The 13,323-nt window shown below is 29.7% G+C and carries 12 protein-coding genes; all 12 read right to left on the reverse strand.

The window, feature by feature from the left end:
- Positions 1-19 precede the first annotated feature (19 nt).
- Positions 20-421 (reverse strand): DUF2177 family protein, encoded by a 402-nt coding sequence (locus HPRAE_RS06575; RefSeq protein WP_014553445.1) that lies wholly within the window; start codon positions 419-421, stop codon positions 20-22.
- A gap of 45 nt (positions 422-466) precedes the next feature.
- Positions 467-2,107 (reverse strand): glycoside hydrolase family 10-like protein, encoded by a 1,641-nt coding sequence (locus tag HPRAE_RS06580; RefSeq protein WP_014553446.1) that lies wholly within the window; start codon positions 2,105-2,107, stop codon positions 467-469.
- The gene (locus tag HPRAE_RS06585; protein WP_014553447.1) at positions 2,100-3,353 is read right to left on the reverse strand and encodes an ABC transporter substrate-binding protein; all 1,254 of its coding nucleotides are present in this window, start codon (positions 3,351-3,353) and stop codon (positions 2,100-2,102) included. Before HPRAE_RS06585 ends, HPRAE_RS06580 begins: the two co-directional genes overlap by 8 nt.
- Positions 3,354-3,458: 105 nt before the next feature.
- Positions 3,459-4,349, reverse strand: a complete 891-nt coding sequence (locus tag HPRAE_RS06590; RefSeq protein WP_014553448.1) for a YegS/Rv2252/BmrU family lipid kinase — start codon at positions 4,347-4,349, stop codon at positions 3,459-3,461.
- 137 nt (positions 4,350-4,486) lie between these two features.
- The gene (locus tag HPRAE_RS06595; protein ID WP_014553449.1) at positions 4,487-5,272 is read right to left on the reverse strand and encodes a nitroreductase family protein; all 786 of its coding nucleotides are present in this window, start codon (positions 5,270-5,272) and stop codon (positions 4,487-4,489) included.
- Positions 5,273-5,328: 56 nt separating this feature from the next.
- Complete coding sequence (locus tag HPRAE_RS06600) at positions 5,329-6,672, reverse strand: phosphomannomutase/phosphoglucomutase (protein WP_014553450.1); 1,344 nt, start codon at positions 6,670-6,672, stop codon at positions 5,329-5,331.
- Positions 6,673-6,854: 182 nt separating this feature from the next.
- Positions 6,855-7,721, reverse strand: coding sequence for an ADP-ribosylglycohydrolase family protein (locus tag HPRAE_RS06605; RefSeq protein WP_014553451.1), 867 nt, complete (start codon positions 7,719-7,721; stop codon positions 6,855-6,857).
- A 229-nt stretch (positions 7,722-7,950) separates the two neighbouring features.
- Entirely contained in the window at positions 7,951-8,145 is a 195-nt protein-coding gene (locus tag HPRAE_RS11180; RefSeq protein ID WP_041606974.1) for a hypothetical protein, read from the reverse strand.
- A 206-nt stretch (positions 8,146-8,351) separates the two neighbouring features.
- Positions 8,352-9,476 carry a hypothetical protein gene (locus HPRAE_RS06615; RefSeq protein ID WP_014553452.1) on the reverse strand — a complete coding sequence of 375 codons (1,125 nt, stop codon included), beginning with the start codon at positions 9,474-9,476 and terminating at the stop codon, positions 8,352-8,354.
- 207 nt (positions 9,477-9,683) lie between these two features.
- A complete protein-coding gene (locus tag HPRAE_RS06620; RefSeq protein WP_014553453.1) occupies positions 9,684-10,850 on the reverse strand; it encodes a M20 family metallopeptidase in 1,167 nt (388 codons plus the stop codon).
- Positions 10,850-12,037, reverse strand: coding sequence for a M20 family metallopeptidase (locus tag HPRAE_RS06625; RefSeq protein ID WP_014553454.1), 1,188 nt, complete (start codon positions 12,035-12,037; stop codon positions 10,850-10,852). Before HPRAE_RS06625 ends, HPRAE_RS06620 begins: the two co-directional genes overlap by 1 nt.
- Positions 12,034-13,272 carry a M20 family metallo-hydrolase gene (locus HPRAE_RS06630; protein ID WP_014553455.1) on the reverse strand — a complete coding sequence of 413 codons (1,239 nt, stop codon included), beginning with the start codon at positions 13,270-13,272 and terminating at the stop codon, positions 12,034-12,036. The genes HPRAE_RS06625 and HPRAE_RS06630 overlap by 4 nt, the downstream gene beginning before the upstream one ends.
- Positions 13,273-13,323: the final 51 nt, after the last annotated feature.

The following is a 13,323-nucleotide window of genomic DNA, read 5'->3' on the forward strand; positions in this document are numbered from 1 at the left end:
AAATTAAGTTATATCAAAGTTAAATTTTAAAATAATTAATTAACAGATAACTAACTAAAGAAGTGATTCCACATAAAAAGCTTCCCCAAACTATATCAATAACAGTAATTAAAACTGGCCAATCTTTAACTGTAGCTAAATTTGTCATATCATAAGTTGAATAAGTAATAAAACCAAAAAAGGCACCAACAAATAAAGCATATTGCCAACTAGATAATTCTACAGCCCTATTGATTACAAAAAATAACATACCTGCAATAAAAAATAAATAAAAAGCAAAAGCAGCTACTGCATTAAAATTATCTTTTAATAAAAAACCTAATTGTTCTTGATATAAATCTTTAGCTAAAAATTCTAACCAAACTATATCAATAGCAAAAAAAACAATAATTGTAATTAAATAAGATTTAGAATAAAACATTTTTCCACTTCCTTTTATTTTATTATATTATTTAATCTTGATTAATTAATATATTCTTTTTAGATCTTCTAAATAGCGAAAATCATCAGCTAAAATCCTAAATATTTTAGCTTTAATTTTCAAATCATTTTCTGCAGCAAAAGTTTCAAATTTAACTTTAAAATTTTCAGACTTAACTAGCTGATTTAAATATCCCCTTATTTTAATTAAGCTTTCATTTTCAATTTCTCCTGCTTTTTGAATTAAAGACAATCTTTTTAAGATATAATTTTGCATTGCTAAATAAGATTTATTTTTATTTCTATTTGGTAATCTAGCTTTTTTAGAATAAATTCCTGCTGCTAGTGTCTGATAATCATTTTTAGTTAAGTGAGCAGCTGCAAATAAGGAATTCCCATTTGGATTAATTTTATTAACTTCTTTTAACTGCTCAAGCATTTGGGCCTGATTTAATTTAAAAACTGAAATTCCAGGATATAAAGGGCTATTAATTGTTTTTCTATCTGATTTAATCCAATTATTAAGTTCAGAAAATAGATTTTCAGTATAAGTCATCGGCAAAACAAAATCTAAATATTCATTTTCAAGCCATAAAGACCAATTTTGCAAAGCTCGATAACGTGCTTCTTCTGTACCTGGTATCACATCTGCAGAAACTAATAAATGAGGATCAATCTTTTTTAATTTCAAAGCAGTTTCTGCCACCATTTCAGTAATTAAATCTTCTCTATATTTATTCCAAATTGAAAACTCAAAATCTCCATTCTCAATTTTAAAAGGATCTAAATTATATTCTTTTTCAAACCTTTGAACTGTATGCTGATCATAGCCAAAACTACCTCTATACTCTTCTGGAAAACGAATATAATCTAAATTTATTCCAGCTAAATCATAATTTTTAACTAAATATTCATATTTTGTCTGCAAAAATTGTTTTACTTCTTTATTAGCAGGAGATAACCAACTTGAATTATGATAACTAATGGTTTCTCCTTTTTTATTTTTAGCTGCCCAACTTGGATTTTCTAATAATATTGGTCCCCAATTCCCCTTGGTATTTTCATTGAAAACCCAAACCCAAGCATGAACTTCAATTTCTCTTTTTTTAGCTTCTTTAATTAAAATTTGCAGGGGATCTTTTTCCCAATCTTTAAATCTTGAATCTTGTTGAAAGAATTTATTAGTTGGAATAGCGGAAACACCTTTATAAAATGTTTCGGCAAAAATAACATTGAAATTAGCCTCTTCCATTAAATCTAAAAGTTCTTTTAAGCCAGCAGCTCCCCCAGTTTTAGCCCATGTACCACTGTCTAACCAAATTCCTCTTAATTGAACAGGTTTTGATTCCACAAGTTTTAACTGTATTTTTTGTGAACGATCTATAATTTTAGTGCTTAATTTAGTTACTACTAGATCATTATTATTTTCATATGCTAAAATTTGTTTTTGATATAAATTATCTAAATTATTTAAAATATTTTCAGAATCAGCAACTCCAATCAAATCAAATTCTTTTTTAGCCTGATCTAACTTCTGTTCTAAATCATTTAAAGCTCTTTCACTTGCTCTAAGTTCTAAAAGAGAAACTCTATAGTTTTGAGGTTGATAATAAGCTGCTGTAGTTAAAGTGAAATTAATTAATAAAAAAATAATTAGTAAATTAATTATAATAATTTTTTTAATCATTTAAAGTCTCCTCTTCTAAAATCTTGTTCCACTTTTTTTCCATTTGATTTAAAGCCTCTTTGGCAGATATTTTATTGGCAAAAGCTCGGCTGAATTCTGTTTCCATTACTTTTAATAATTTGTCTGCTTTGGGATGAATTAAAGTTAAATCTTGATTACGAGATAATTGTTTTTTTAAAATAACTTGAACTTTTTTAGTTAAACTTATTTGATTATTAGCAGTATCTAACAATTTTTCTTGTTTTAAATTAGAATCTAAATCAGTAGATTTTGTTGAAGCTAATACAGGTGCAATTCGGCTAAATTCTGACTGTGATTTGTGAGAACTAATAAAAGCAGCAAATTTTAAAGCTTCTTTTGGATGAGGATTATTTTTTGGTAAAACTAAATTCATTAAAGCAGCATTAACTAAACCTTTTTCGGCTGTTGGAATCACAGCAGCTTGACTTATATCTTTTAGATATTTAGATTCAGATTCAATTTCTTTTATAAACTGCTGTGGACTAAATAAAATAGCAAGCTCATTTTTTTGATAACGCTCTAAAGCAATATTAAACCCTGCGGTGAGACTGTCTTTTGGAATTACTTTTTTCTGAACTAAATCTTGATATCTTTTAATTATACTTTCTGCTTTTTTATTATTAAAAGCTGCTTTTTGTTTTTTAGCTGGATCTTCAAATAAATTAATTCCCGCTTCCATAAATTCTTGTTCAATTTTTATTTGAGGCATTAGAGCATAAATTCCAGTTTTAGTTGTTATTTTTTCTGCTGCTTTGTATAAAGCAGCTTTATTTTGAGTTAAGTCAGTTTTATTTAGACCAGCAATTTTGAGTATTTCTTGATTAAAAATCATTACTTTAGAACTTAAATACCAAGGAAAAGCATAATATTTACCTTGATAATAACCATTTTCCCATAATAAAGGATAGTAATTTTTATTATAATCTTTTTGGAAATCTGAAATTGGTCTCAAAAGATCATCTTTTAAAAGTGGTGCCATCAGTTGAGGTGAAAGATTAACTAGTGCTGGTGCTTTTCCAGCTGCAATTTGATAACGTAATTTTTGATTAATGCTGGAGAAATTAATATCCTGCCAAATAATTTTTAAATTAGGATTTTTTTCTTCAAACTCTTCTATTTTCTCTAAAAAATAGTTATCGTAATTAGGACTTAAATTAATTGTCCAAAATTCCAGTTCGGTTTTGGCCTGAATTGGTGAAGCTGTAGCCAGAATTATTAATAACAAAGTAAATAATATTTTTTTAATAATTTTAATCTCCCTCTTTATAACTAATTTTAATACTTAAACTAAATTTTATTTTAGTAATTGTTTCTTAATTTTATTAATAAATTAACCTGTAAAAACTTTTTGAGCAGTTGGAATTAATTTGATTTCTAAGGGAAAAGCTGGCCCCTTATCTCCATCAAGGTCACAATGCTGTTCTTTATTAGTTTTCATTGTAATTTTAAAATAATCATCCTGAAGGTAAACTAAATTTTTATTTTTTATTTCTTTACCATTAAATAAATCAGCAGCAGCAGAACTTAGTTTTAAAATATTACCAGTTTTAACTGCTAAAAGATCAAATAAACCATCATCAATGGAAGCTAGTTTAGCAATGTTTTTAAAACCACCTGCGTCTTTGCTATTAAAAATAAAAAAACCTAAAAAATCACCTTCAATAACCTGCTTAGAAGTTTCAATTTTTAGTTGCATTGATTTAATATTAGGAATTTCTTTTAGCCCTTGTAAATAATAAGCTGCTTTACCTAAACGATTTTTCATTTCTGTTTCTGTTCCATGGGCTATTTGAGAAATTATACCACCTACACAAATATTTAAAAAATGCCTATCATTTACTTTACCTATATCAATTTCTTTTATTTTCCAATTTAAAATTCTTTTAATACTTTGTTCAATATCTTGAGTCATACCTAAAAAAGATGCAAAATCATTAGCTGTACCTGCTGGAATTATACCTAAAGGTAAGTCAATTTTTCTTTTTTGCATTAAATCGACCATTTCACTAGCTGATCCATCTCCTCCAGCAACAATTAAAGCTTCATAGCTTGAATCTAAATTTTTTAAACCATATTTGAAATCTCCTGCTTCCATACTTCGATAAATATCTACTTTGAAACCAGCTGCTTGAAAATGTTTTAAAAACTTATCCAAATAAGAATTAAAAGATTTATCTCCAGCTGCAGGATTATAAATTAACTTAACCTTTTTATCTAACATTGATTTAATCAGCTCCTATTAAACACTTAAAAATAAAATTAAATTCTTCTTTTTTATCTAATTTTGCTAGCAAATGATTTTTATTACAAAAAAGAGATTACCTAAATCAAGCTAGGTAATCTCTACCAAATTTATTATTATCTATTTTTAATAAATGAAGCGAGTCCTAAGCCTCCAAATTTTATTTTACCTTCTGCTCCACTATCTAAAGCCCCAACTTCAAGATGTAAAAGAGAAATTCCACATTCTAATCTTTTATAAGAGGAAGGTTCACCTACAGAATCAAGTAGAAGTTTATTTTCTCCGTAATAAAATCTCCAGGGCTGTCTATTTAATCTAGAGGGAGCATAACTGGCAATTTTAATGGCATTTTTAACCCAACTTGGCCAATCCGGATCATAACCATCAGGGCAAAGTTCTTTTACATTTTTACGATCTCGATGCGGAAATAATTTTGAAATAAAATGTCTAGTTAAATTATAACTTTCAGATGAATAGCCTAAAGGACTAACTGCAACTAAACGTTCTCCTCTTTTTAAGTCAATATTAAAATCTGATTTTCCTTTTAAATAACGACCTGCTATCCAACAACTCCCAAGACCTAAAGCTGTGGCTTCTAAAATAGCAGCTTCACCTATATACCCCATTTTAGTCCAACGATGTTCTCCTTTATCATTAATAATAAAAGCAATAAAAGCAGGAGATTCAGTAAAATTACCATATTTACCTTTTAAAGCTGGTAAAATTTCTTTAATTGAATTTGGAAGTATTTCTATTCTAACTTCTGGATAAATCTTATTTAATTTTTCAACCTTATTTCCTAGAGACCTTAAAGTGAATTCCTTAATTTCTTTAGCCATGTATTTTTGTTGAGAATATCGATTCTGGACAGCTTCATACCATCTTTTTACAGGAATATCCATAGAACCCGCTCCCTTCTCATAAAAATAGCTTAGATTTATTATAAGTTAAATAGTATTTAATCCACATCCATAACTTTTCTAATTTCTTTTAGTTTTTGATCTAAAAGCTCTTGGGTTTTGGCTTCAACAACTAATCTTAAATATGGTTCTGTATTAGAAGGCCTAACATTAAACCACCAATCTTTATATTCTAAACGATAACCATCAAAATCATAAAAATTTAGAGGCTCTTCTTTTTCAGAAAAGTGATCTTTTAAATTTTCCATAACCTCAACTTTATTTTCTATTTTAAAATTAACCTCACCAGAGCTTGCATATTTATCTAATTGCTTAATATATTCAGAAATAGTTTTTCCTTCTTTTTTGAGTCGAGCTACAACATTTAAGACAATTAAGGCAGTTAACATCCCAGAATCACAATAGAAAAAGTCTTGATAATAATAGTGACCAGCAAGCTCACCACCACATATGCCATTGATTTCTCTTAATTTAAGTTTAGCATAAGCATGCCCTACTTTCCACATATGGCACTTACCACCAAGTTCTTCAACATGTTCTTTAACAGACCAAGAAGTTCGAATATCATATAAAATATTTTTACCCTTATCTTGGTTAATATAATATTCAGCCAAGAGAGCAATAATTAAATCAGGTGAAATAAAATTACCTTTTTCATCTAAAAACATAACTCTATCACCATCACCATCAAAAATTAAACCAAGGTCAGAACCTTTTTCTAATAACAACTTTTTTAAATCTTTTCTATTTTCGGCTTCTAAGGGATTAGCTTCATGGTTAGGGAAAGTTCCATCAAGTTCATTATAAAGATAATCTGGCTGCTCTCCAAAGATTGCATCTGTCAAGATTGCAACCATTCCATTTGAAACATCTATTGCAAGATCAAGATCTGAAAGATCAGGTAAATAATTTTTCTGGAATTCTATATATTCTTTTTTTAAATCATGTTCTAAAATATTCCCTTTTTTATTTTTACCAACAGGTTCAATACTTTGATTTTCAATCATTGCTTCTAATTCTTTTAAACCAGAATCATAACCAACTGGTAAAGCATTTTCCCGAGAAATTTTCAGTCCATTATATTCAGGTGGATTATGAGAAGCTGTAATCATAACTGAAGCTTTATAGCCATGTTTAGCTGTTCCATAATAGACCATTGGAGTTGTTGCATAGCCAATCTTATAAACATCTGCTCCTTGATCTGTGATCCCATCTGCTAAAGCTTGAAATACTTCTGGTGTGGATTCTCGATCATCATAACCAACTAAAATTTTATCTGCTGCCAGAAGTTTTGGCAAAAAATATCCTATTTTGTAAACATCTTCTTTGTTAAAATCTTCGTTATAGATTCCTCTAATATCATATGCTTTAAATGCTTTCAAACTATCGCCTCCTTGAATATTTTATATTTAACTATATAATTTTATCATAATAATTATAATATTTTATAAATGCTTCTATTATATACATTCTATATTAAACTAATATTTCCTTGTTCTTAAATATAAAAAATCTAAGATAATAATAATTTTAGAAAATCAGCTGAATTTTTGGACCAATTTATTTATATTTTAGTCAATAAAGCTGAAACTAATTTTGCCTTCTTAAACTCACTAATCAATTTAGGAGTCAAAGAATCTAAACCATTATCTGCTGCTATGATAGCTGCTATTACCATTGCTCGAGAAGAAGTATCTCCTCCTGCCATAATATTTAAAGTTAAAGCATCTAATAAATCATCTGCATTCCAGAGAACATCTAAAACAATTGGAAATCCCTGTTCAATTGAACAACCTTGACCACGATCATCTGCATTAGCTACAATCTTAGCTTTAGAACCTATCTTTCTAAAATTATCTGCAACAAATTGATTAATTTCTTTCTGATCTTCAATTGCTTTTCTATAATTTTCACCTGCAAGCACTTCCTGTATAAGATTAAAAACAAAACTAGCTGTTTGATCTACAACTTCTCCATTATGAGTTAAATGAACTAAATCTAAAAATTCTTTTTTTGAAATTTCTTCTTCTATAAAAATAGGTAAACTGCGAGCAATTCCTCCCAGTTCATGATTTTCTGCTCCAATAAGAGTCTCAGATTCTTTAAATTTTTCTAATGAATCTTTCATCGCATGATCCAGATACATTTCATTATTTTCTAGATGTTCAATCCAATCATTTCTGAACTGCTTTAAATCAAAACTCTGATTCTCAGAAATTGATTTCAAAAGTACAAAAGCCTGTTCGCCATAATGAGATAGGTCACCTGCTTTTTTTCCTTCGTGAAATTTAGACATAGGATCTCTGTATTCATCAATTATTCCACTGTATTCTTCTTTTAATTTATCTGTGCTGTAAACCCAGTGAGATCCGAATGAAAGTGCATCAGCGACAAAAACTGCCTTAACTAGTTCTTTTCTTTTATTTGACATATTTATCCCTCCATAAATTATCGATTATATTTTAAATCTATTATATTCCGATTGATAAAGAAATAAAATTAAATTAATTACAATTATTATAATCCCCAAAAAAGCTTAATTAATAGAGGCACCACAACCAAAAGTATTAACTGCAAAGGTAAACCGGTCCAGAAAAAATCCTGGAACTTATAACCTCCTGGTCCATAAACCATCATATTCGTCTGATAACTCATTGGAGTTAAAAAAGCTGAACTGGCCCTAAAGCAAATGCCATAGGGTTTAATCCCAACTGCCTGGCAGCATCTAAAGCTATAGGCAGCATTAATATTACTGGAATAGAAAGAGCAATTATATCTATCCGAATAGGTTCTAGAATAAACATTGTTATTAAAAATATTAAAAGTAATATCATAAAAATAATTCCTGCTTCCATAGATGAACCTTTATATATAAAAAAATTATAGCTTAATTTTTAATTTCACTCTATATATTTTATTCTTGATAAATTAAAACAAACCTTTAAATTAAGTTTAGATAAAAAAATCCCTAACTACTGTTAAGTACTGATTTAATCAGCCTTGCAATAATTAGAGATAGTTAGAAATTAAGGCTTTAGTTTGTTAATTTTTAATTTTAAAATTAAAACAAGTTTTCTGTATAGCCTAAATGAATTTGCTTGATTTCAAAACCAATATTATCCTTATTTTGGGGAATATAAAAATCTTTTATTTTATCTAAATCTTGATGAAAAATATTAGCTGCTATGTAAGCAATAAATTTTGATTTATTCGAAACTTTTAATTCAGAATATAAATCATTATATTCATACTTATTTTTTATATCTTTTAAATTATTTTCTTGATAATTTTTTTTATGTTTTTGAAAATGAATAGCATAATCTAAAACTTGAGATAAAATTGCTAAGTCTTTTACACATTTCAATTCTATTATTGAAAGTTTATTACTACTATTATTAGCACCTGAAGCATTAACTGTTAATAAATCTAATTTATACTCAGGTAAAATATTATTATCATCTGAAACAGTAAATTCTTTTATTAAATATCGCTCTGCAACATCTTTACTACACCAAAAATCTTCTCCTAATAGTTTGAGTCTATTTTTTACATTATTTAATCTCTGATCATTTTCAATTCTATTTTGATCTCCAAAAACAATAAAATCTTGCAGCTGTTTTTCTAGACCTGCCTCTTCACTAGTGCTTTCCTTAACTTTTTCAGTACTGACTGAAAATTTAAGCTTTGGCTTTTCTTTTCCAGGAGCAAATAATTTTGATCTACTATCTAACTCTAAACTTTCATTATTAACTACTAAAAAAAATTCTTCAAAATTAAAATTGTTAAAATATGAAAGTCTTCTCCTTAAGCTTTCTATATGTTTTCGGTCTTTTTTTTGATTTATTTTTAAATTAAATTTAACATTTAAACTAGAATTTTGATCATACAATTTATTTAATTTTGCATAAGCTAATAATTTTAAAGTATAAGCATCGATATCACGATATGAAAAATCACTATTTTTTCTAAGTTTATCTTTTTGATCCGTAGTTATTTCATTTTTAACAGTTGTATTTGAAATATCAATTCTTATTTCAAGAGTATTTTTCTGATTATCATAATTAAAATCAAGTGATTCTTTATATCTATCTGTCCCTTGGCCACCACTATTAGCATAATTAATTAACTCATCCCAATTTTTATAACAATCATTTTTTTGTTCAACTTTAATTTTATTTTTTTCCATCTTCATTCCTCCAATTACTATTTTAATTTAACTTTAAATTCAACTTTTACTTTATTATTTACTAATTTTTCTTTCATTTATAAATTTCTTGATTAACTAAAATAACCCTTTAAATCTAAACTAAAAATCCCTATTTACTGTTTAACACTAATTAATAGTGCCACAATAAATAGGGATTAATAAAATTATATAATTAAAATAAACAAATTAATACTTTTTTAAAAATTCCAAAGCAAAATTAAAATAAAGTTCTGTTCCTTGTTTTAAACTTTCTTCGTTAATCTTAAATTTTGCATTATGATGGGGATAATTTTTAGATTCATCTGCAAAAGCTGCTCCAACAAAGGCTATTACTCCAGGAACCTCTCTTAAATAATAGGCCATATCTTCACTTCCAGTAGTCTTTTCCATCTCAATTAAACTATCTTTTGCTATTTTCCGAGCTGCCGTTTCTGCTATCTGGGTACACTTTTGGTCATTAATAGTAGGAGGCGTTCCTTTTTGAATTTCTACTTCAGCTTCTCCTCTATATGATTTTGCTATTTTTTCAGCATATCTTTTAATTGCTTGACTAGCCTTAATTCTAGTTTTTTCTTTAAAACATCTTAAAGTTCCTACAATCTCTGCCTCTCCAGGAATTACATTAAATCTACTGCCTGACTTAATTTTACCTAAAGTAAAAACTACTGGATCTAAAGAATTTGTCTCGCGGCTTAAAATAGCCTGAGATTCTAAAATAAAAGAAGAAGCCATAATTATTGGGTCTACAGCTTGATGAGGCATTGAACCATGGCCGCCCTTTCCTTTAAAATTGACAATTACATAATCACCTGATGCCATTCGGGAACCGGACTCCACATTTATCCTACCTGTCGGCAGATCAGCCCAAAGATGAATACCCATAATTCCATCTACATCTGCTAAAACTCCTTCTTCAACCATCTTAGCCGCTCCCTGAACCATTTCTTCTGCTGGTTGAAAAATAAGTTTGATTTTCCCTTTTATTTGCTCTTTAATTTCCGAAAGAGCTCGAGCTGCACCTAAAAGCATTGCTGTATGGCCATCATGACCACAGGCATGCATTACTCCTTTATTTTTCGATTTAAATTCTAAATCAGTTTTTTCTTCAACTGCTAAAGCATCCATGTCTGCCCTTAAAGCTACAGTTTTGCCGGCTGCTTGACCTTCAATAACTGCAGCAACTCCTGTTTTTGCATATTCTTGATAGTCTATTCCTAACTTATATAATTCCTCTTTTATACGTTTTGAAGTTCTCTCTTCCTTCCAACTAGTTTCAGGATACATATGAAATTCTCTTCTTAACTCTTTAACATAAGCTTCTTGTTTTGCTAATAATTCTTTATAAGCAATCATTATTCTACCTCCCCTTCTTCTAAAAATTCCAGAGCAAACTGTGCATATAAACTAGAAGCCGTTTTTAAAGACTTCTCATCTATATTGAACTCTGGATGATGGTGGGGAGCATCAGCACCTTTAGCTTCATTTCTGGAACCAACAAAAGCAAAAGCTGCTGGAACTTCAGCCGCAAAGAAAGAAAAATCTTCTCCCCCAGTAGTTTTTTCCAATTCTACTAAAGAATCTACAGCTGAAATTTTAGCTGCTGCTTTTTGTGCTATCTTTGTAATCTTTGGGTTATTAATACAGGGCAAAGTAAGTTTATTATATTCTAATTCAGCTTCTGCTCGATATCCGGCTGCGGTTTCTTTAACAACTCGATTAATAATCTCTTCAAATCTTTGATTAATTTCTCTGCTAAAACATCTGGTTGTTCCTTCTAAATGAGCTGAATCTGGCAGCACATTTCCTTTTGAACCTGAATTAAAAATATCTACACTTAAGACAGCAGCTTCCATTGGATTAAATTCCCGACTCACAATAGTTTGGAGATTCATTACAATTGCTGCTCCTGCCATAATCGGATCTATACCTTGGTGTGGCATAGAACCATGTCCACCCTGCCCCTTTACCTCAATCTTAAATTGATTTACAGCTGCCATTCTTGGGCCAGCTTCTACAGAAATTTTTCCAACTTCTAAATCATTCCAGATATGTATACCAAAAATAGCATCCACATCTTCTACTACACCTTCTTCAACCATAGTCTTTGCTCCCATAGCTACTTCTTCTCCAGGTTGAAAAATTAATTTAACAGTGCCTGCAAACTCATCTTTTAGATCATTTAATATTTTTGCAGCTGTCAGCAAACTTGCTGAATGTCCATCATGCCCACAACCATGCATTAAACCTTCATTTTTTGATTTATATTCTACCTCATTTTTTTCTTCCAGCTCCAGCGCATCTATATCAGCTCTTAAAGCCACAGTTTTCTTTGTTTTTGAATTTTTTTTACCTTTGATTTCACAAATAACACCAGTTCCTGCTGCTTTTTTAGCCTTTAAGCCTAAATTCTCTAATTCTTCTATAATTCTACTACAAGTTCTTTCTTCTTTTAGACTTGGCTCTGGATACATATGAAACTCTCTTCGCATAGAAACAGCATAATCAAAATATTTTTCTGCTAATTCTTTTACAGTTTTCATTCAATTTCACCAACCTTTAAGATTGTGTGATAAATAAGTTCTATTCCTTTTTGTAAATCTTCGTAATCTGTCCATTCTTCTGGAGTGTGACTTCTGCCATCTTTACTAGGTACAAATATTAAACCCACATCTGTGATCGCTGCCATAATCATCGCATCATGACCAGCACCACTAATCATTTGTTTAGAGTTTAAACCCAGTTTTTTAGATTCATCTTTAAAAATATTAAAAATTTCCTCTGATAATTCGACTGGTTCAACCATTAACATATTTTGTACAGAGTAATCAACACTATATTCTGCTTTTATAGCAGCCAGAGCCTGATCTATCTGCTCTCTTACTTCTTGAATACAGTTTAATTTTTTAGATCTGATATCAACAGAAAATTCGACTTCTGCAGGTACAATATTAGCTGCTCCTGGCTTAACAGCAAGAGTTCCTACGGTAGCAACAGTTCCATTTCCAGCTTTTAAGGCAAAGTTTTTAATTTCAGAAATGACCTCAGCTGCTGAGGAAAGAGCATCTTTCCGCATCTCCATTGGAGTTGTTCCTGCATGATCTGCTCTACCTTCAACCTTAACTTTAATTTGATTAATTCCAACTATAAAATCAACTATTCCTACATCTTTTGCTTCATTTTCTAAAACTGGACCCTGTTCTATATGCAGCTCAATAAAAGCTTTAAGCTCTTCTGGATCTCTTCTTGCTTCTTCAATTTTTGTTGGATCAAAACCAAAATTTTCGAAAGCCTGAGCCATAGAAATACCAGCAGCATCTTTAAAATCTAGAAGCTCCTGATAATCGACTTGTCCAGTCATCGATCGACTGCCAAAGACTCCACCACCGAATCGTCCACCTTCTTCTTCAATCAGTGCTACAAATTCTATGGGATACTTTGTTTTTACATCATTTTCTTCCATCACTCTTAAAATTTCTAGAGCCATTATCACTCCTGCAGGTCCATCAAAATGACCACCATTTTTAACAGAATCAAAGTGAGAACCAATCATGACTACAGGTGCATCTTTAGCTGTACCTGCTCTTCTAGCAACTAAACTTCCTGCTGCATCTTCATAAATTTCAACATCTAATTTCTGCAGTTCCTTTTTTAAATAATTTCTGGCTCCACGATCTTCTTCAGTCAAAGAAAATCGGGTTAATCCATTTTCAGGAGTCGCATTAAATTTGCTTAAATTTTCTATATCATCTTTTATTCTCTTTAAATTTGTTTTCATTTCACTACTATCTCCTCTCTTATTGACCCTCCTCGGGCCAGCCCACGAGGT

This window comes from Halanaerobium praevalens DSM 2228, assembly GCF_000165465.1.
Taxonomy (GTDB): domain Bacteria; phylum Bacillota; class Halanaerobiia; order Halanaerobiales; family Halanaerobiaceae; genus Halanaerobium; species Halanaerobium praevalens.